This window comes from Amycolatopsis sp. NPDC026612 (assembly GCF_040638285.1).
In the GTDB taxonomy this organism is placed as follows: domain Bacteria; phylum Actinomycetota; class Actinomycetes; order Mycobacteriales; family Pseudonocardiaceae; genus Amycolatopsis.
In genome coordinates this window covers 1-18931 of record NZ_JBEZYB010000006.1, presented here as the reverse complement: position 1 = coordinate 18931, position 18931 = coordinate 1, and the positions used below count along the sequence as shown (strand labels likewise).

Sequence of the window (18931 nt, the reverse complement as noted above, 5' to 3'; positions counted from 1 at the left end):
CGCATCACGAGCGGCCGACTACCCTCGCGCGGGTGAGGACGATCCGGGCGCCGGCCGCGCTGTGCGGCCTGCTCGCGCTGCTGCTGGGCCTCCCGTTCGCCGGCGGGACCGCGCCCGGCGCGGTCGATGACGCCGCCGCCGGTGCCGTGGCCCACCTCAGCCCCGGTGTGCTGCGGGTGCTGGTGTTCCCGACCGAGCCGTACGTGGTGCTGGCGCTCGGCCTGCTCGCGGTCTTCCGGTGCCTGCGCGCCGGGTGGCGACGGGAAGCCGCGCTCGCGCTCGCCGTGCCGGTGCTGGCGATCCTGCTGACGGGCTGGCTGCTGAAACCGCTGTACGACCGGTGGAAGAACGACACCCTGGTCTACCCGAGCGGGCACACGGTGAGCCTGGTGGCGGTGCTGACGGTGCTCGTCCTGGTCACGCGCCGGGTGGTCGTGGCGGTGCTGTCCGCGGTGACGCTGCTCGCCGCGGCGGCCGGACTGGTCGGCATGGGCTACCACTACCTGACCGACGTCGTGGGCGGGACGCTGTTCGCCGTCGCCGTCGTCCTGTTCACCTGGCCGGTACGGCGTCCCGAGCCAGTGCCGTCAACCGGCTGACCGCGCGCAGGTACTTCTTGCGGTAGCCGCCGTCCACCATCTCCTCGGTGAACAGCGACGGCAGCGGCTCCCCCGAGACCACCAGGGGCACGGCCCGGTCGTAGAGCCGGTCGGCGAAGGCGACCAGGCGCAGCGCCACGTTCTGGTCCGGTGCCGGGTGGATGTCGCGCAGGTGCACGCGGGTGACGCCGTCCAGCAGCCGCCCGTAACGGGAGGGGTGCAGCGAAGCCAGGTGCTCGCACAGCGCGTCGAAGTCGTCCACTGTGGACCCTTCGTGCGCGGCGGCCGACGACTCCAGGTCCGCCGGGGACACCGGCGGCGGCGCGTCCGGCAGGCCGCGGTGGCGGTAGTCCGGCCCGTCGACGCGGACCACCCCGAAGCGGCCCGACAGCGTCTGGATCTCGCGCAGGAAGTCCTCGGCGGCGAACCGGCCCTCGCCGAGCTTCTCCGGCAGCGTGTTCGACGTCGCCGCGATGTGCACGCCCGCGTCCATCAGCTCCTGCAGCAGCCGCGTGACCAGCGTGGTGTCGCCCGGGTCGTCGAGCTCGAACTCGTCGATGGCCAGGATCCGGTGCTCCGACAGCCGCCGCACGGCCTCGGCGAAGCCCAGCGCGCCGACCAGGTGCGTCAGCTCGACGAAGGTGCCGTACGCCTTCGGCGACGGCGCGGCGTGCCAGGCCGAGGCGAGCAGGTGGGTCTTGCCGACGCCGAAGCCGCCGTCGAGGTAGAGCCCCATCGGCCCGGCCGGCTCCGGGGACCCGCCGAAGAGCTTGAACCGCTTCTTCTCCCGGCGCGCGCCGATCTTCGCCGCGAACGCCGCGCACGCCTCGACCGCGGCGGCCTGGCTGGGCTCGTCCGGGTTCGGCAAGTACGTGTCGAACCGCACGGCGCCGAAGCGCGGCGGCGGCACCAGCGCGCCGATCAGCTCGTCGGCGGACAGCTCGGGACGGCGGTCGGTCAGGTGCGCGGGCATGGTCGGAGAGCCTATCCGCGCCCCGGGTGCCGCTGAGCGGGTATATCCCCCGGTAGAGACCTGTTTCACGTCCGTGCTGGGATGATCACGTGCGGAGCGTGTGGCCCCTGGTGACGGGCGAACTGACGGGGACGGACCTCGAGGAGATCTACGCCTACCCGGCCGGCCTGTCGAGACCCTGGGTGCAGGTGAACTTCGTCGCGTCGGCCGACGGTGCCGTCGAGATCGACACCACTTCGGCCGGGCTGTCGCACGCCGCGGACCGCGAGGTCTTCCTGCTCGGCCGCGACCTCGCCGACGTCATCCTGGTCGGTGCCGGGACCGCCCGCGCCGAGAACTACCGGGGAGTCGTCGCGGGCGCGAAGCGGCTGGAGCGCCGTCGCCGTCTCGGGTTCGCGAACGTCCCGCCGATCGCCGTCGTGACGCGCACCGCCGACCTGGACCCCGCTTCGCGGCTGTTCACCGAAACCGCCGTCGCCCCGATCGTGGTCACCACGGACACCGCCGACACGCGCGCGCTCGAAGCCGCCGGGGCCGAGGTCCTGCGGGCGGGCGGCGAAGACGTCGACCTGCCCCGCGCCCTCGACCTGCTCGCCGCCCGCGGCCTGCGCCGGATCGACTGCGAAGGCGGCCCCGGGCTCTTCGCCCGGCTCGTCGCCGCGGACCTCGTCGACCAGCTGTGCCTGACCGTCGCACCGCTGCTCGTGGCCGGGACGGCGGGCCGGATCGCCGCGGGAGCCGCCCCCGCCGCGCCGCGCCCGCTCGCCCTGGCCTCGATCCTCGTCGAGGACGGCTTCACGCTGCTGCGCTACCGCCGGGACGCGGGGTGAGCGACGACGCCGAACTCCTCGCCCGGGCCGCCGACGGCGACCACACCGCGTTCGGCACCTTGGTGCGGCAGCACACCCCGCGGATGTACCGGGTCGCGCTGCGGCTCACCGGCAGTGCGGCCGAAGCCGAGGACGTCGTGCAGGAGGCGTGGCTGGCCGCGTGGCGCGCCCTGCCCGGGTTCCGGCAGGAATCGGCGGTGTCGACCTGGCTCTACCGCGTCGTCACCAACAGCGCGCTCGCTGTGCTGCGCCGTCGACGGCCGACGCTCTCCCTCGACGACCCGGCGCCGCAGTCCACTGTGGACAGTGCACTGTTCGCTGCGGCGGTGCCCGGGCCCGAAGGCCGCGTCGTGCGGGCCGAAGAGGTCGACGCGGTGCTGCGGGCGGTCGGCAGGCTCGAGGTGTCCCAGCGCGTGCCGCTCGTGCTGCGCGAACTGGAGGGCCTGAGCTACGAAGAGGTCGCCGAAGTGCTCGACGTGAACGTCGGTGCCTTGCGTTCCCGGCTGCACCGGGCCAGGGTGGCGCTGCTCGCCGAGTTGAGGGAGCGGTGATGGCCGACACCGAGGATCCCGAGCGGGACCCCCGCTGGGATGCCGTGCGCGCCGCGGGCCGGCGCCGGGTGCCGACCCCGCCCGGCCTGGTCGAACGCGTGCTGCGGGCCGTCGCGCGCGGCCGCCGGACCCCGGTGGACGTGCCCCGGGAGACGGGCCGCCCGCGCGTCACCGAAGACGCCGTCACCCGGCTGGCCCGGACGATCGCCGCGGACGGCGTGCGGGTCACCGCCGTCACGGTGGACGGCGACGTCGTGCGGGTGCTGGTGTCGGTCCGGTCCGGCGTGGCCGCCGGCGAAGCCGCCGAAGCGCTCCGGCGGGATATCACCGCCCGGCTGGCCCGGCACCCGGGGGTCACCTCGGTGGTGAACGTGCACGTCGTGGACGTCCACCCGGGTTGACGATTACCCCGATCGGGCGACCTTGCGTGAGGGTTGTTCCCTCGCGGGCATCGTAACGGCGAAAGCCCGCCGCGAGAGGAGCCCGCACGCATGCACCCGGAACGGACCGAAAGTCCCGGTACGGTCACCCCGCTCAACGAAGAGGGCGCCGCCGGCCGCACCACCATCTCGTCGCTGGTCGTGCAGAAGATCGCCGGCCTGGCCACCCGCGAGGTCGCCGGCGTGCACACGCTGGGCGGCGGTGGGGTGTCGCGCGCGATCGGCGCGCTGCGCGAACGGATCCCCGGCTCCGGCACGGTGACCACCACCGGGGTGTCGGTGGAGGTCGGCGAGAAGCAGACCGCGATCGACCTCGACGTCGTCGTCGAGTACGGCGCGCGGATCACCGACGTCGCCCGCGCGGTGCGGCGCAACGTGATCACCGCGGTCGAGCAGATCACCGGGCTCGAGGTGATCGAGGTGAACATCGCGGTCAACGACATCTTCCTGCCGGGCGAGGAAGAACCCGAATCGGCGCGCGTGGAATGACCGCGCGGCACGGGTCCGCCCACGGCTTTCCGTCCCAGTCCAAGGAGGACATGTGAACGCAACGCAGACCGGGCTACTGGCCGGGCTGATCCTCGGCCTCGCCGCGACCCAGGGGTTCACCGCGTTCCTGGTGACACTGGCCGTCGGGATCATCGGCCTCGTCGCCGGCCGGGTCCTCGACGGCGAACTCGACCTCGGCGAGCTGTTCGGCAAGGGCCGCGACAAGTGAGCCCCGCCCTCGACGTGCCGCGGGAGCTCGCCGAACCGGCCGAGCGCGGCACCCTCACGATCGGGCACGCAGTGGTCCGCAAGGTCGCCCAGCACGCGGCCGGCCAGGTGCCCGGCACCGCGCGGGACGGCAAGAAGGGCCCGAAGGCGAAGGTCGGCGGCCACGACAACGACGTCGACCTCGCGCTCGACCTCGCCCTGCGCTACCCGGCGGCGGTCCGCGCCGTCGTCGGCGACGTGCGGGCGAAGGTCGTCGAAGAGGTCGAGCTGCTCACCGGCTACCGCGTGCGGACCCTGGCCGTGACGGTGTCCGCGCTCTTGCCGGACGTCGCGCCGAGGGTGCGGTAGCCGTGCGCCCGTTCGTCCGCATCCTCGCCACCCTGCTGGGCCTGGCCTTCGCCGCCGCCGGGGCGCTGCTCACCCTGGAGGTCGGCTGGCACTGGTGGCGCCCGGGCTCGGCGCCGCTGCTGGTGCCGTGGCCGCGCTGGCAGGCCGCGCTCGCGTCGCTGGGCTGGGACGCCTACGCGGTGCGCGTCGGGGCCGGTGTCCTGGCGGCCGCGGGCCTGGTCCTGGTGGTGCTCGCCCTGGCGGCCGGCAGCCGCGCGGTGCGGCTGACCGACCCCGCCGGCGACGTGAGCGTCTCGACTTCGCCGCGCTCGCTGGCCCGGCTGGTCGGGCTCACCGTGCGCGCGCAGCAGAACGTCGCGGGCGCGTCGGTCACCGCGAGCGCCCGGCGCGTCCGCGTCCGCGCGAAGAGCACCCTCGAAACCGAGGGCGAACTGCGGCCGCAGCTGCTCGAAACGGTGTCCGCGCTGCTCGACGACGTCCCGCTGGCGCGGCGGCCGAAGGTGACCGTCGTGGTCGACTCGCCGAAGGACCGCCGATGAGCAAAACGGTCGCCACCAAAGCCCTGTCCCGGTCGTACACCGGCGAACGCACGCTGACGTTCCTGGTCGGGCTGCTGGCCTTCCTCGGCGGGGCTTCGGCGCTGGCGGCCGGCTTCGGCTGGCTCGGCGAGTTCCGCGGCCGCCGGCCGCTGCTGGACCCGATCGCCGTCGGCTGGCTCGGCGCGCACGCCACGCCCGCGCGGATCGCGGCGATCGTGCTCGGCGTCCTGCTGTTCGTGCTCGGGCTGCGGTGGGCCCTGCACTCGCTGCGCCCGGAGCCGCGGCCGGACCTGGACCTCGACCGCACCGAAGGCGCCGAGCTGGTGGTCACGGCCGCCGCGATCGCCGGTGCGGTCCAGGCCGACGCGGAACAGCTCGACGGGGTCGGCCGCGCCCGCGTCCGCGCGGTCGGCTCGCGGACTTCTCCGGCGTTGCGCATCACGCTGTGGCTGCACGAAGGCACCGACCTCAAGCACGTCTGGTCGGAGCTGGACGAGCGGGTGCTGACCAGGGCCCGTGACTCGCTCGGCCTCGCGTCGCTGCCTGCCGCCGTCCGCATGGAACTCGACACGAGCCCGGCGAAACGCGTGCGCTGAGCCGGGCTTTTCCGCAGAATGCGGGGCATGCCCCTACCGCTGCAGCCGCCGCTGAAGCCGATGCTCGCCAAGCCCGCCAAGGCCATCCCGGACTCCGGTGGCCTGCTGTTCGAACCGAAGTGGGACGGCTTCCGCTGCATCGTCTTCCGCGACGGCGACGAGCTGTACCTGCAGTCACGCGCGGAAAAGCCGCTCAACCGCTACTTCCCGGAGGCGGTCGCGCGGCTGCTGGACATCCTGCCGCCGCGGGTCGTGCTCGACGGCGAACTCGTCGTCGCGCGCGAGGGGCGGCTCAACTTCGACGCGCTCACCGAGCGCATCCACCCCGCCGAAAGCCGGATCACGCTGCTGTCGGCCGAGCAGCCCGCCGAGTTCGTCGCCTTCGACGTCCTGGCCCTCGGCGACGAGTCCCTGCTCGACGAACCCACGTCGGTGCGCCGCGAACGCCTCGCCGAACTGGCAGGCGACCGGTTCCCGCTCACCCCGGCCACCACCGACCCGGACACCGCGCGGCACTGGTTCGAGCTGTTCGAGGGCGCCGGCCTCGACGGCGTCATCGGCAAGCCGCTGGACGAGCCCTACACCCCCGGCAAGCGCGCGATGCTCAAGTACAAGCACCTGCGCACCGCCGACTGCGTGCTCGCCGGGCTGCGCTGGCACGTCGACGGCGGCCCCGGTGACCTGGTCGGGAGCTTTCTCCTGGGCCTGTTCGACGACGCCGGGGTGCTGCACCACGTCGGCACCGTCGGGTCGTTCCCCAAGGAGCGCCGCCGCGAGCTCGCCGAAGAGCTGGCCCCGCTGGTCACCGACGGCGAGGACCACCCCTGGGGCGGCCGGGCCACCGGCGAGGCCCAGCGCATCCCCGGCGGCATCACCCGCTGGCGCGCCACCGAGCACGAATGGGTGCCGCTGCGGCCCGAGCGCGTCGTCGAGGTCGCCTACGAGAACACCGAAGGCGGCATGCCGTCGCGGTTCCGGCACAACGCGCGGTTCGTGCGGTGGCGGCCCGACCGCGAACCCGCGTCCTGCGACTACAGCCAGCTGGACGAACCGGCCCGCTACGACCTCGACGCCGTCTTCCGCGGCCAGGTCGTGCGGACCCGCTAACCCGCGTCCCACACCGGGCGTGCGAAGCTCGGCAGTACCGTGCCCTTGATCGACGTGCCCTTGATCGACGTGCCCTTGATCGACGTGAGGACCTCGCCCGTGCGCCGCCGCCGTACCCGTCTCCTGGTCGCGCTGCTCGCCCTGGTCTCCGCCGCGGGCTGCGCCGCGGGGCCGTCGGTCCGCCCGGCGCTGGTCGAGAACGACGGGAAGCCGAGCGGCACGACCCCCGCCCGGACCCCCGGGGTGCCCCTGCCCCCGCTGGGCGAGCCGCAGTCGCCGTCGCTGAAGTGGGGCGACTGCGACGACGACACGCGGGAACGCATCGGCACCCCCGGCGTCCCGGACAGCCTCCACTTCACCTGCACCCGGGTCACCACGCCACTCGACGCCCCGGGCGAGCCCCGGCGCTCGGTGGTGCGGCTGCTCGCGCTGAAGGTCGGCAGCGGGCCGGTGCCGCTGGTCGTGGTCAACGACGTCGACGGCGAGCCGGGCAGCGTCTACGCCGCGCGGCTGGCCGCGACGCTGCCCCCCGCGTTCCTGGAGAAGTTCTCGCTGATCGGCTTGGACCGGCGCGGCACCGGGCTCTCCGGCGCCGTCCAGTGCGTCCCCGCCGACATCCGGCACGACCTCATCGACGCCGACCCGGCGGAAGGCGGGCTGGGGGACGTGCTGGACGCGGCCCGCAAGGCCGGCCAGCAGTGCGCCATCGAGCTGGACGACTCCCAGACCGCGCTGGACAGCTGGCGCGGCGCGGGCGACCTCGACGAGCTGCGCAAGCAACTCGGGATGGCGCGGCTCGACGCGCTCGGCCACGGCGACGGCTCGAAGGTGCTGGCCGAGTACGCGGTGCGCTTCCCCGGCCAGGTCGGGCGCATGGTCCTCGACGGCGTGCCCGACCCGGGCGCCGACACGGCCGCGGTCCTCGACGCGGTCGCCGCCGGCGCGCAGTCCACATTGGACGCCTTCGCCGCGGACTGCGCGGCGCGGCACTGCGCCATGGGCGACCCGAAGGCGGCGCTTCCGGCGCTCACCAGCCAGCTGCGGCACACCCTGCTGTCGACGGCCGAGGGCGTCGCGTTCGGCCCGGGCGTGGCGATGTTCGCCGTCTACTCGGGACTTGCGCAGCGCTCGCGGTGGCCGGAGCTGGCCGACGCGATCACCGCGGCCCGCGCGGGGAACATCGAACCCCTCGCCGGGTTCGTCTCGCCGGTGCTGCACGACTCGCGCGCCCAGCCGTCGCGGATCGACGCCACGATCGCGACCCGCTGCAACGACAGCCAGGCCCGTCTTTCGGCCGACCAGCTCGACCAGGTCGTGGCCGGGATGCGCGCCAAGTACCCGCAGTTCGGCGCGGTCGTCGCCCAGCAGCTGGCCTGGTGCGGCCCGTGGCCGGTGCGGACCGAGCCGTTGCCGGCGCCGGGCGCGCCCGGCGCCCCGCCGATCCTGGTCGCGACCACCGCGGCCGACCCGGTCACCCCCCAGCTCGGCAGCACCCGCGCGGCCGACCAGATGCCGTCCGCGGTGACCCTCGGCTGGCAGGGCGCGGGCCACGGCGCCCTCGGCGTCTCCCCCTGCGTCACGGACGCGGCCCGCGCCTTCCTGGTGGACGGCAAGATCCCGGCAGACGGCACCGTCTGCCCCGCGTAACCAGCCCCGCAACCCGCGTGACCAGAGCCGTGACCCGCGTGATCAGACCCGTAACTCGCGTGATTGAAGCCGGAACTCGCGACTTACGGGCTCAATCACGCGAGTTCCGGCTTCAATCACGTCGGTTACGGGGGCAATCACGCGGGTTACGGGTTACCGGCGGGTGTTGAGGCGGGCGGCCTGGCGGGTCAGGTGGTCGGCTTCGGCGAGGCTCGACGCTTTGGCCGCCGCCTCCGCGTACAGCCTCGCCGCCGTGTCCAGGTCGCCGTCGCGCTCGTGGAGGTACGCCGACACGGCGGTGTAGCGCGGCACCGTGGCGTCCAGCTCGGCGAGCGCCGCCAGCCCGGCCCGCGGCCCGTCCGCTTCGCCGACGGCCACCGCGCGGTTGAGCCGCACGACGGGGCTGCCGGTGAGGCGGACGAGCTCGTCGTACCACTCGACGATCTGGACCCAGTCGGTCTCCGCGGCGTCCGGCGCGTCGGCGTGCAGGGCCGCGATGGCGGCCTGGGCCTGGAACTCGCCCAGCCGGTCACGGGCCAGCGCCGCCTGCAGGATCGCCACCCCCTCGGCGATCAGCGCGGTGTCCCACCGGGTGCGGTCCTGGTCGGCCAGCGGGACCAGGCTGCCGCCGGCCGTCGTGCGGGAGGCGCGCCGGGCGTGGTGCAGCAGCATCAGGGCGAGCAGCCCCGCCACCTCGGGGTGGTCGATCGCCGCCGCGAGCTGCCGGGTCAGCCGGATCGCCTCGGCGGCGAGGTCGACGTCACCGGAGTAGCCCTCGTTGAAGACCAGGTAGAGGACGCGCAGCACGGTGGCGACGTCGCCGGGCCGGTCGAGCCGCACCCCCGACACGGTGCGCTTGGCGCGGCTGATGCGCTGGGCCATGGTCGCCTCGGGCACCAGGTACGCCTGCGCGATCTGCCGGGTGGTCAGCCCGCCGACGGCCCGCAGCGTGAGCGCGACCGCGGACGACGGCGTCAGCGACGGGTGGGCGCACAGGAAGTACAGCTGGAGCGTGTCGTCCACGGCCGGCGCGGGCCCGGGCACCACCTCGGCGTCGACGACGTCCTCGCGGTTGCGGCGGGCGGTATCCGCCCGGGTCGCGTCGAGGAACTTGCGCCACGCCACGGTGACCAGCCAGCCCTTCGGGTCCCGTGGCGGGTCGGCCGGCCAGCCGCGGAACGCCTCGACCAGCGCTTCCTGGACCGCGTCCTCGGCCGCCGCGAAATCGGCGCCCCGGCGGACGAGGACGGCCAGGACACCCGGGGTGAGGCTCCGGAGCAGAGCTTCGTCCACGCCTCACCGCCCGCGACGGTGTCGCGAAGGACTCGTTCGCGACATCCCGGCCGGAGCGGGCGAGGCGCCGTCGACGGGGTCCGGCGGCAGCATCCGGTCACCCATGTGGCTTCCGTCATTCCGTGATGGTCGGCGGCGCGACCAGGAACGGGCGCAGCTCGAGCCACTCGTGGATCGGCTCCCCGTTCGGGCCGGGCGCGGCCGACAGCTCCGCGGCCAGTTCGAGGGCGCGTTCGTAGCTGTCGACGTCGATCACCGTCCAGCCGGCGATGAGGTCCTTGGTCTCCGGGAAGGGCCCGTCGGTGACCGGCGGCCGTCCCTCGCCGTCGTAGCGGACGAACGTCCCCTCCGGGGCGAGCGCCTGGTGTTCGACGAACTCGCCGGTGGCCACGAGCTTGTCCCCGAAGTCCCGCATGTACTGGATGTGCGCCGAAATCTCCGCCGGCGTCCACTGATCGATGGTCGTGTCGCAGTTCGCCGGGGCCGGCGCGCCGCGGTAGTGCTTCAGCAGCAGGTACTTGGCCATCGTGGTGCTCCCTCGGTGTTGGCGACCCATTCTGGCCGCTTCCACCCCGGGGACGGAGCCGGTTCCGGCGTTTCGACATCACCGGAGAAGAGCCGGAGAAGATTTTTGCGGCCGCCCGCGAAGGGCGGCCGCAACGGCCTACTGGCGGTAGGACTCCACCTCGGAGACCGGGCGGGCCGCGGCGTCGTCCGGGTTCTCGTGGAACTCCGTCTTCGCGCGCCGCTGCCGCAGCAGGTCCCAGCACTGGTCGAGCTGCTGCTCGACCGCGGTGAGGCGGTCCTTGTCGCCGCCGCTCAGCCCCACGCCGACCGAGCGCGACCGGAGCTCGTGCTCCTCCGCGATCAGCTCGTCGATCCGGCCCAGGATCTCGCCGTCGGCCATCTGTTCCTCCTCTTCGCGGGTACTCGCGATCAGACGCTACCCCGGCCCCGGGAATTCCCGCCGCGCCCGGATCGTTGACCAGGGCATGAGCACCGTTGAGCTGACCGCTGAGAACTTCGACCAGACGGTAACCGACAACGAGTTCGTCCTGATCGACTTCTGGGCGAGCTGGTGCGGGCCGTGCCGCCAGTTCGCGCCGGTCTACGAAAAGGCCTCCGAGAAGCACGAGGACATCGTCTTCGCGAGCGTCGACACCGAAGCGCAGCAGCAGCTCGCCGCCGCTTTCGACGTCCGCTCGATCCCGACCCTGGCCATCATCCGGGACAAGACGCTCATCTACGCCCAGCCCGGCGCGCTCCCCGAACCCGCCCTCGAAGACCTCATCAAGCAGGCTCGCGAGGTCGACATGGACGAGGTCAAGCGCAAGGCCGCCGAAGCCGAGGCCGAACAGGCCTGACCACCACCACACGACGAAGGCCGCCCCGCGGGGCGGCCTTCGTCGTGTCTCAGGACCGGGTGGCGAGCCCGCGCAGGAAGAACGCCAGGTTCGCCGGACGCTCGGCCAGGCGGCGCATGAAGTAGCCGTACCACTCGTCGCCGTAGGGCACGTAGACGCGCATGCGCGCGCCCGACGCCGCGATCCGCCGCTGCTCCTCCGGCCGGATGCCGTAGAGCATCTGGAACTCGTGGTCGTCGCCGGTCCGGCCGTGCTCCTCCGCGAGCGACGCCGCGATCCCGATCATCCGCGGGTCATGCGAAGCCACCATCGGGTAGCCCTCGCCCGCCATCAGCACGCGCAGGCAGCGGACGTAGGACTTGTCCACTTCGGACTTCCCGGCGAACGCCACGGACTCCGGCTCGGCGTACGCGCCCTTGCACAGCCGCACGCGCGATCCCGGCCCGGCCAGCTCCCGGCAGTCCTGCTCGGTGCGGCGCAGGTAGGCCTGCAGCACCGCGCCCACCCACGGGTACTCGCCGCGCAGCTCGCGGAGGATGCCGAGCGTCGAGTCGGTGGTGGTGTGGTCTTCCATGTCGAGTGTCACGGTGGCGCCGACCGCCTCGGCCGCCGCGCAGATCTTGCGCGCGTTCTCCAAGGCGACGTCTTCGCCGTCCGACGGCAGGAACTGCCCGACCGCCGACAGCTTCACCGAGACGTCCGCACCCTCGGCCAGGCCTTCCGCGGCCAGCGCGGTCAGCACCGCCTCGTAGGCCGCCACGGTCGCCGCCGCCTGGGCGGCGTCGGTGGTGTCCTCGCCCAGGTGGTCGAGGGTGATCCGGCGCCCGTCCGCGGCCAGTTCCCCGGCCACGCGGACGGCGTCGGCGGTGCCGGACCCGGCGACGAACCGGCGCACCACGGACCGCGTGGCGGGCACGGCCTCGACGAGCCGCCGGACGCCCTGCGAACGGGCGGCGGCGAGCAGCGGGGTACGCAGCATGACGGACCTCCAGTCTCGAGCGGGCTCAGCCCTGGTGCGGGTAGCGGACGGTGGTCGGCGGGACGAACGTCTCCTTGATCGAGCGTGGGCTGGTCCAGCGCTGCAGGTTGAAGATCGACCCCGCCTTGTCGTTGGTGCCCGAGGCCCGCGCCCCGCCGAACGGCTGCTGGCCGACGACGGCGCCGGTCGGCTTGTCGTTGACGTAGAAGTTGCCGGCGGTGAACTTCAGCGCCTCCGACGCCTTCGCCACGGCGGTGCGGTCGTTCGCGATCACCGCGCCGGTCAGCGCGTACGTGGCGGTCTCGTCGACGAGCTTCAGCACGGCGTCGAAGTCGCCGTCCTCGTAGACGTACACGCCCAGGATCGGGCCGAAGTACTCGGTGCTGAAGATTTCGTGCTTCGGGTCGTCGGTCACCAGGATCGTCGGCTGCACGAAGTACCCGACGCTGTCGTCGGCGGTGCCGCCGGTGAGGACCTCGACGGAGGCGTCGCCGCGCACCCGGTCGAACAGGTCGGCGTGCTTCGCGAACGCGCGCCGGTCGATGACCGCGCCGCCGAAGTGCGAGAAGTCGGTGACATCGCCGTAGGACAGCGCCTCGGTCTCGGCGACCAGACCGTCCTTCAGCTTCGTCCAGACGCTCCGCGGGATGTACGCCCGCGAAGCGGCGGAACACTTCTGCCCCTGGTACTCGAAAGCGCCGCGGACCAGGGCGGTGCGCAGGACGTCGACGTCGGCGGAGGCGTGCGCGAGCACGAAGTCCTTGCCGCCGGTCTCGCCGACCAGCCGCGGGTAGCCGCGGTAGCCCGCGATGTTCGCGCCGACCGTGCCCCACAGGTGCTGGAACGTCGCGGTCGAGCCGGTGAAGTGGATGCCGGCCAGGTCGCGGTGGGTCAGGGCGACCTCGGAGACGGCCTTGCCGTCGCCCGGCAGCAGGTTGAGCACGCCCGGCGGCATGCCGGCCTCTTCGAGCAGCCGCATGGTCAGGTGCGCCGCGAACGACTGCGTGGGCGAGGGCTTCCACAGCACGGTGTTGCCCATCAACGCGGGCGCGGTGGGCAGGTTGCCGGCGATCGCGGTGAAGTTGAACGGCGTGATCGCGTAGACGAAGCCCTCCAGCGGGCGGTGCTCCAGCCGGTTCCACACGCCCGGCGAGCTGATCGGCTGCTCGGCGAGGATCCGGCGGCCGAACTCGACGTTGAAGCGCCAGAAGTCGGCGAGTTCGCAGGCGGCGTCGATCTCGGCCTGGGTCGCGGTCTTGGACTGGCCGAGCATGGTGGCGGCGTTCAGCGTGGCGCGCCACTTGCCGGTGAGCAGGTCGGCGGCGCGCAGCAGGATCGCGGCGCGGTCGTCGTAGGACAGCGCGCGCCATTCCGGGGCGGCCTTCGCGGCGGCCGCGATGGCGTCGGTGGTGTCCTGCTGCGTCGCGCTGTGGATGGTGCCCAGCACGTGCTGGTGGTGGTGCGGCTGGACGACGTCGATCTTCTCGCCGCCGCCGGGGCGCTGCTCGCCGCCGATGGTCACGGTCAGGTCGACCGGTTCCGCCTGGCCCAGCCGCTTCAGCGCACCCTCGAGCTCGGCGCGCTCGGCGCTGCCCGGCGCGTAGGTGAGCACCGGCTCGTTCTTCGGGGCGGGGGTCTGGGTCACGGCGTCCACGGCGGCTCCTCTGCCAGTCCTGCTACGTCTGGATGCCCCGAACGGTAACTCCGGACACTCCCCGGCGGCTTGTCCGAACGGCTAAAATCGTCCGGGTGAACTTGGTCGATCCGACAACAGGCGCGATGAGCTCCCTGCGGCACGTGCTGGCGACGCTCGGCGAACCACTCGTCGAGGTCGTCGTGGCCCCGCACGGCCTCGGCGTCCCGGTCACCGACGTCGTGATCCTCGACCCGGAGGATCCCCTGGAGGCGTCCCCCGGCGACCTGGTGCTGGTGATCGGCGCCCGCGGCCGGGCGGCGGCACCGGCCATCCGCGCGGCCGGGCGCGGCGGGGCGGCCGCGGTGGTGGTCAAGGGCGCGACGGGGGCCGAGGTCGCCGCCGACGCGGGTGTCGCGTTGCTGACCGTCGGCGCGGAGGCGCGCTGGGAGCAGGTGGAGTCGCTGGCCCGCGGAGTCGTCGAAGCGGCCAGAGCCGGCGGCGAGGCGGCCGGCGGCGAGGTGCTCGGCGACCTGTTCGCCCTGGCCCAGACGATCGCGACGCTCACCGGCGGCCTGGTCAGCATCGAGGACACGGCGAACCGGGTGCTCGCGTACTCCCGGGCGGGCGACGAGGTCGACGAGCTGCGGCGCCTGTCGATCCTCGGCCGGGAAGGCCCGGAGCGGTACCTCGCGATGCTCCGCGAATGGGGGGTTTACCAGCGGTTGCGGGCCGGGGAAGGGATCGTCCGGATCGACGAGCGGCCCGACCTCGGCATCCGCCGCCGCATCGCGGCGGGCATCCACGCCGGCCGGCAGCCGCTCGGCACGATCTGGGTCCAGGAAGGGGCCCAGCCGCTCACCGAGCGGGCCGAGACGGCGCTGCTCGGCGCGAGCCGCGCACTGGCGCCGCAGCTGATCCGGGCCCGCACGCTCCCGAGCCCGGAGCTGCGGCTCCGCGAAGATCTGCTCGCGAGCCTGCTGGAGGGCAGGCTGGACGCGGAGTCCGTCGCGGACGACATCGGCGCGGACCCGGTGCGGCCGGCGCAGGTACTGGCCTTTTCCCTGGAGCGCTCGGACAACCGGCAGCTCCGGCGCGCCGAACTGGTGCACCTGATCGCCGTGCACACCGCGGCCTACCGGCGCAGCGCGCTGGTGAGCGTGATCGGCGGCCGCGTCTACGCGCTGCTGCCGGACCTGCCCGAGCACTCCGACGCGGCGGTGCTGGCGCTGGCGCGCGAGATCGCCGGCACGGCCCGCCGGCACCTGGACGTGCCCGTCCGGGGGGCGCTCGGCGGCGTCGTACCCCGGTTGTCCGACGCGGCCGCCTCCCGCGGCGACGCCGACCGCGTTCTGGCGGCGATGACGCGCGGGCACTGGGCCGCCGACGTCGCCTCGCTCGCCGACGTCCGCGCCGAGGTGCTGCTGTCGGAGGTGCTGGCGTTCCTGAGCGGCCGGCCCCGCATCCGCGACCCGCGGCTGACGGCACTCGCGGAGCACGACGCCGAGCACGGCGGCATCCTGGTGCCGGCGGTGCTGGCCTGGCTGAACGCGTTCGGCGACGTCCGGGCGGCGGCGCGGGGCCTGAACATCCACCCCAACACCGTCCGGTACCGCGTCCGGCGCGCGGCCGAAGTGTCCGGAGTGGACTTCGACGACCCCGCGCAGCGGCTGCTCACCCAGCTGCAGCTGAGGCTCTGACCCTGCTAGCTTCGCGCTGTGGAGCTCTTTTCGCGCACGTGGGCGGCGTTGCGCGCCGCGGTCGACGCCCTGCCCGGCGCCGAGTTCGCGAAGCCGTCGGGGTGCCGGGGGTGGCTGGTCCGGGACCTGGTGTGCCACCTGGTGATCGACGCCCAGGACGTGCTGATCACGCTGGTGACCCCGGCTTCGACGGCGGTCACGCACGACGCCGTGTCGTACTGGGCGGTCGGCTCTGCCCTCCCCTCGGGCGACGACCCGCTGGATGCCCTGGTCGTCCGCCTGGCGGCGGCGTACGAGGACCCCGCCCTGCTGAAGTTCCACCTCGGCGACGTGGGGTCGGCGGCGGGCCGCGCGGCCGGCCTGGCGGACCCGGGGATGCGGGTGAGCACGCAGGACATGGTGCTGACGGCGGGCGACTACCTCTCGGCGTACGTGCTGGAGTGGACACTCCACCACCTCGACCTGGTGGCGCACGTGCCGTCCGCCGCCGGGCCGCCGTCCGCGGGGCCGGCGCGGTCGCGGCTGATGCTGGAGAAGATCGCCGGGACGGCGTTCCCGGAGTCGTTCTCCGACGAGGACGTGCTGCTGGTGGCGACCGGGCGCCGCGCGCCGGCCGAGGCGGAGACGGCGGCGCTGGGCGACCTCGCGGTGCGGCTGCCGTTCGTCCTCGGGTGACGGCCCGGGCCCGCACCAGGTTGAACGCCCGGCTCCGCAAATGCGCTGCCGGTCATTCTTCGACCTGATGTTCGCGGAGCGGGAAATCGTCTCACGCGAGCGCGTGCAGCCCGGCGAGCCGGGCGAGCGCGGCAAAAGAATCGAGCCGCGCCGATGGGTCGTGAACGGCTGTCGTCGCCAGAACTTCGTCGGCGCCCGCGGCTGCGGTCAAGGTGCCCAGCCGGTCTTCGACTTCGGCCGGCGTGCCGGAGATCTGGCCGTCGAGGGTCTCGTCGAGCCGCCGTCGCTCGCGGTCGGTCATCGGCCCGGCGAGGATCTCACCGGGCGGGTCCAGGGGCGGGAAGACGCCGTGGGACCGCGAATACACCGTCGCCCAGGCTTCCGGGACGAGCAGCCGCCGGGCGTCCGCCGCCGAGTCCGCCACCGCGATCGCCGTCGACACCACGACATACGGCTCGCGCGCCCACCCGGACGGCCGGAAACCGTCCCGGTAGCGCGTCACGGCTTCGGCCAGCGCGCGTTCGCCGCGGACGGGGGCGATCACCAGTGGCAGCCCGAGTTCCGCGGCGAGGTCCGCGCCGGATCCGGTGGCCAGCAGGAACGGCGGCACGCGCAGTCCTTCCGCGGGGTAGGCGTGCACTCCCGGGTAAGCGTGTTCCCCGGTGAAGAACCCGAGCAGTTCGCGGACCTGCGCGCCGAAGTCCCCGGCGGCCTCCTTGCCTTGCCCCAGCGCCGATCGCACGCCGCCGGTGAAGCCGACCGAGCGGCCGAGCCCCATGTCGATCCGGCCGGGGTGCAGCGCTTCCAGGACGCCGAACTGCTCCGCGACGACCAGCGGGCGGTGGTTCGGCAGCATCACACCGCCGGTGCCGACGCGGATGCGGGTGGTCGCCCCGGCGACGGCCGCGGCCAGCACGGTCGGCGCGGACCCGGCGACCCCCGGCACGCCGTGGTGCTCCGACACCCAGAACCGGTGGTACCCCAGCCGTTCGACGCGAGCGGCGAACGCGACGGTGTCCCGCACGGCCTGCGCGGGACCGGCGGCCCGCCGCACCGGCGAGCGGTCGAGCACGGAAAACAACGTCACCGAGGGTGCAACGCCCGCCGTCCGACGGGATTCCCGTCAGGGACGCCAGCGCTCGCTGTACTCCGGGTGGTCGGCGTACGGCAGGGCCAGCAGGCGCAGCGTGAGACACCAGTTGGAGCCGGCCTCGTCGGCGGGCACGTGGCAGTTCTCACACCAGTATTCGCTGCCGTACAGCGGAAACCCGGGGACCTTCTCCGACACCGTGGTGCGGTGGGCGAGCAGGATCCGCCGGGTGGCTTCGATCTCGTTGATCATCTGGTTGACCACGTCGAGCTCGAGATCGGTGAGCCCGCGGATCTTCTGCTCCACGGCCACCTTCGTCTCGCCGCGGTTCATCGTCTCGCCGGCCTTCGCCTTGTTGACGGCCTGCATGATCAACGCCTGGCGCGCGCCCACGCGCGCCGCGAGGAAAGCGATCAGGTCGTCCACGAAGGGCCTCCCTCCTCGGACCCGCCCCCCGATCGTCCCGGGGAGTCGTCGATCCGGGACCGCACGTTACGCGGTCGGAGACCAAGATCGTGACAACGAGATCGGCTGTGCAACATTTGTGACCCGAAAGGCGACAGCGGGCGTTTACGTGATCACTCCACGCATTGTGGGCTGCGGCAATCGGCGCAGCGTGGACCGGCATTCACGCTTTCGCTGTGGTTTTGGTTACCCGGCACGGTCGGCGAAGTGCGAAGGGTCACTCGGGACGGGCCTTGCTCGGCTGCACCCGCTTCGGCTCCCCCGGCATTTTCGGGTAGTCCGGCGGGTACGGCAGCTCGCCGAGACCGTGCTCCCGCTCGTCGCGGGCGTACCACTCCAGCGCCGTCTCCAGGCCGAACGGCTCGTCGTCCATCGCCGCGTGCAGGTCGCCGTGCCGGTCCAGGAACGCCGGGATCGTCAGGACGTCGAAGTCGTCCGCGTCGACCTCGCCCAGCAGGTCCCACGTCAGGGGCGTCGACACCGTCGCGCGCGGGGTGCCGCGGACCGACCAGGCCGACGCCACCGTCCGGTCGCGGGCCGCCTGGTTGTAGTCGAGGAACACCCGGCCGCCGCGTTCCTCCTTCCACCACGAGATCGTCGCCTTGTCGGGGATCCGGCGGGCGACCTCGCGGCCGAGGGCGATCACCGCGTGCCGGACCGCGACGAAGTCCCACTCCGGCCGGATCCGGACCAGCACGTGCACCCCGCGGCCGCCGGAGGTCTTCGGGTAGCCCGTCAGCCCCGCGTCGGCCAGGACCTCGCGGACCACCAGCGCGACCTCGACCGCGTCGGCGAACCCGGCCCGGTCCGGTGGGTCGACGTCGATCCGCAGCTCGTCCGGGTGGTCCACGTCGGCGCGGCGCACCGGCCACGGGTGGAAGTCGAACGTGCCGAGGTTGGCCGCCCAGGCGAACACCGCGGGCTCGGTGGGGCACACCTCGTCGGCCTTCCGGCCCGACGGGAAGGTGATCTCGGCCGTCTCCAGCCACTCGGGCGCGCCCTTGGGTACGCGCTTGGCGTAGAACCACTCCCCCTCGACGCCGTCGACGTAGCGCTTCAGCGTCGTCGGCCGCTCGCCGATCGCCCGCAGCAACGGGCCGCCGACGGCGATGTAGTGCTCCACGACCTGCCGCTTGGTGATGCCGCGCTGTGGGAAGTACACCTTGTCCGGGCTCGTGACGCGGACTGTGCGCCCGCCCACCTCGTACTCGACCGGGTCACCGTGCTTGGGCATGGGGCCACGCTAGCGGTGATCGCGCCGCCAGGCCCCCGCGATCGTGCCGTCACTTTCACGTGAAAGCGTCGGGACACGACGCAGTTCACCGCCCCGGGCTGGAAGTACCACGACTCCTCCAGCGGCTACCACGGCGGGAACCGGAACAACG

General features: G+C 73.4%; 23 protein-coding genes. 14 read left to right on the top strand and 9 right to left on the bottom strand.

From position 1 onward, the window contains the following. Positions 1–32 precede the first annotated feature (32 nt). Positions 33–599 (top strand): phosphatase PAP2 family protein, encoded by a 567-nt coding sequence (locus AB0F15_RS08475; protein ID WP_360267226.1) that lies wholly within the window; start codon positions 33–35, stop codon positions 597–599. Here the strand turns inward: AB0F15_RS08475 and zapE are convergent. Further along, the gene (gene zapE, locus AB0F15_RS08470) at positions 553–1572 is read right to left on the bottom strand and encodes a cell division protein ZapE (protein WP_360267224.1); all 1020 of its coding nucleotides are present in this window, start codon (positions 1570–1572) and stop codon (positions 553–555) included. The two genes, AB0F15_RS08475 and zapE, sit on opposite strands and share 47 nt — an antisense overlap. 89 nt (positions 1573–1661) lie before the next feature. Here zapE and AB0F15_RS08465 point away from each other — a divergent pair, with 89 nt between their 5' ends. The 10 genes from AB0F15_RS08465 (at position 1662) to AB0F15_RS08420 (ending at position 8347) form a co-directional block, all read left to right on the top strand. Next, positions 1662–2402, top strand: a complete 741-nt coding sequence (locus AB0F15_RS08465; protein ID WP_360267221.1) for a pyrimidine reductase family protein — start codon at positions 1662–1664, stop codon at positions 2400–2402. After that, complete coding sequence (locus AB0F15_RS08460; RefSeq protein ID WP_360267218.1) at positions 2399–2953, top strand: sigma-70 family RNA polymerase sigma factor; 555 nt, start codon at positions 2399–2401, stop codon at positions 2951–2953. The genes AB0F15_RS08465 and AB0F15_RS08460 overlap by 4 nt, the downstream gene beginning before the upstream one ends. Beyond that, on the top strand, positions 2953–3354 hold the full coding sequence (locus tag AB0F15_RS08455) for a hypothetical protein (RefSeq protein WP_360267215.1): 402 nt from the start codon (positions 2953–2955) through the stop codon (positions 3352–3354). Before AB0F15_RS08460 ends, AB0F15_RS08455 begins: the two co-directional genes overlap by 1 nt. Before the next feature lie 90 nt (positions 3355–3444). Next, positions 3445–3882: an Asp23/Gls24 family envelope stress response protein gene (locus AB0F15_RS08450; protein WP_360267213.1), complete on the top strand. Its 438-nt coding sequence runs from the start codon at positions 3445–3447 to the stop codon at positions 3880–3882. A gap of 52 nt (positions 3883–3934) precedes the next feature. Continuing rightward, positions 3935–4111, top strand: a complete 177-nt coding sequence (locus tag AB0F15_RS08445; protein WP_013224542.1) for a hypothetical protein — start codon at positions 3935–3937, stop codon at positions 4109–4111. After that, positions 4108–4458, top strand: coding sequence for a hypothetical protein (locus AB0F15_RS08440; protein WP_360267210.1), 351 nt, complete (start codon positions 4108–4110; stop codon positions 4456–4458). Before AB0F15_RS08445 ends, AB0F15_RS08440 begins: the two co-directional genes overlap by 4 nt. Before the next feature lie 2 nt (positions 4459–4460). Next, on the top strand, positions 4461–4997 hold the full coding sequence (locus AB0F15_RS08435; protein ID WP_360267207.1) for a DUF6286 domain-containing protein: 537 nt from the start codon (positions 4461–4463) through the stop codon (positions 4995–4997). After that, complete coding sequence (locus AB0F15_RS08430) at positions 4994–5593, top strand: alkaline shock response membrane anchor protein AmaP (RefSeq protein WP_360267205.1); 600 nt, start codon at positions 4994–4996, stop codon at positions 5591–5593. The genes AB0F15_RS08435 and AB0F15_RS08430 overlap by 4 nt, the downstream gene beginning before the upstream one ends. A gap of 27 nt (positions 5594–5620) precedes the next feature. Continuing rightward, on the top strand, positions 5621–6700 hold the full coding sequence (locus tag AB0F15_RS08425) for an ATP-dependent DNA ligase (protein WP_360267202.1): 1080 nt from the start codon (positions 5621–5623) through the stop codon (positions 6698–6700). A 99-nt stretch (positions 6701–6799) separates the two neighbouring features. Beyond that, positions 6800–8347: an alpha/beta hydrolase gene (locus tag AB0F15_RS08420; RefSeq protein WP_360267199.1), complete on the top strand. Its 1548-nt coding sequence runs from the start codon at positions 6800–6802 to the stop codon at positions 8345–8347. Between the two features lie 153 nt (positions 8348–8500). On the opposite strand, the gene AB0F15_RS08415 is transcribed toward AB0F15_RS08420, so the two are convergent. The 3 genes from AB0F15_RS08415 to AB0F15_RS08405 form a co-directional block, all read right to left on the bottom strand. After that, positions 8501–9640 carry a DUF6596 domain-containing protein gene (locus tag AB0F15_RS08415; protein ID WP_360267196.1) on the bottom strand — a complete coding sequence of 380 codons (1140 nt, stop codon included), beginning with the start codon at positions 9638–9640 and terminating at the stop codon, positions 8501–8503. A 115-nt stretch (positions 9641–9755) separates the two neighbouring features. After that, positions 9756–10166, bottom strand: coding sequence for a YciI family protein (locus AB0F15_RS08410; RefSeq protein WP_360267193.1), 411 nt, complete (start codon positions 10164–10166; stop codon positions 9756–9758). 138 nt (positions 10167–10304) lie between these two features. Continuing rightward, positions 10305–10547 (bottom strand): DUF2630 family protein, encoded by a 243-nt coding sequence (locus tag AB0F15_RS08405; RefSeq protein ID WP_003068842.1) that lies wholly within the window; start codon positions 10545–10547, stop codon positions 10305–10307. An 85-nt stretch (positions 10548–10632) separates the two neighbouring features. Between AB0F15_RS08405 and trxA the strand changes: the two genes are divergently transcribed. Beyond that, positions 10633–11004 carry a thioredoxin gene (gene trxA, locus AB0F15_RS08400; RefSeq protein ID WP_103339464.1) on the top strand — a complete coding sequence of 124 codons (372 nt, stop codon included), beginning with the start codon at positions 10633–10635 and terminating at the stop codon, positions 11002–11004. Positions 11005–11053: 49 nt separating this feature from the next. Here the strand turns inward: trxA and AB0F15_RS08395 are convergent, their stop codons facing one another. Together AB0F15_RS08395 and pruA are read right to left on the bottom strand one after the other, a co-directional pair. Then, a complete protein-coding gene (locus AB0F15_RS08395) occupies positions 11054–11983 on the bottom strand; it encodes a proline dehydrogenase family protein (RefSeq protein WP_360267190.1) in 930 nt (309 codons plus the stop codon). 25 nt (positions 11984–12008) lie between these two features. Then, positions 12009–13637 carry an L-glutamate gamma-semialdehyde dehydrogenase gene (gene pruA / locus AB0F15_RS08390; RefSeq protein ID WP_360267187.1) on the bottom strand — a complete coding sequence of 543 codons (1629 nt, stop codon included), beginning with the start codon at positions 13635–13637 and terminating at the stop codon, positions 12009–12011. A gap of 125 nt (positions 13638–13762) precedes the next feature. On the opposite strand from pruA, the gene AB0F15_RS08385 reads away from it, so the two are divergent. Further along, positions 13763–15316: a helix-turn-helix domain-containing protein gene (locus AB0F15_RS08385; RefSeq protein ID WP_360267879.1), complete on the top strand. Its 1554-nt coding sequence runs from the start codon at positions 13763–13765 to the stop codon at positions 15314–15316. 18 nt (positions 15317–15334) lie between these two features. Continuing rightward, entirely contained in the window at positions 15335–15991 is a 657-nt protein-coding gene (locus tag AB0F15_RS08380; protein ID WP_360267184.1) for a maleylpyruvate isomerase N-terminal domain-containing protein, read from the top strand. A 91-nt stretch (positions 15992–16082) separates the two neighbouring features. Here the strand turns inward: AB0F15_RS08380 and AB0F15_RS08375 are convergent, their stop codons facing one another. The 3 genes from AB0F15_RS08375 to AB0F15_RS08365 form a co-directional block, all read right to left on the bottom strand. Continuing rightward, positions 16083–17078: an LLM class flavin-dependent oxidoreductase gene (locus AB0F15_RS08375; protein ID WP_360267181.1), complete on the bottom strand. Its 996-nt coding sequence runs from the start codon at positions 17076–17078 to the stop codon at positions 16083–16085. 36 nt (positions 17079–17114) lie between these two features. Continuing rightward, positions 17115–17507, bottom strand: coding sequence for a DUF6221 family protein (locus tag AB0F15_RS08370; RefSeq protein WP_360267178.1), 393 nt, complete (start codon positions 17505–17507; stop codon positions 17115–17117). A gap of 256 nt (positions 17508–17763) precedes the next feature. Further along, a complete protein-coding gene (locus tag AB0F15_RS08365; RefSeq protein WP_360267176.1) occupies positions 17764–18780 on the bottom strand; it encodes a DNA polymerase domain-containing protein in 1017 nt (338 codons plus the stop codon). Positions 18781–18931: the final 151 nt, after the last annotated feature.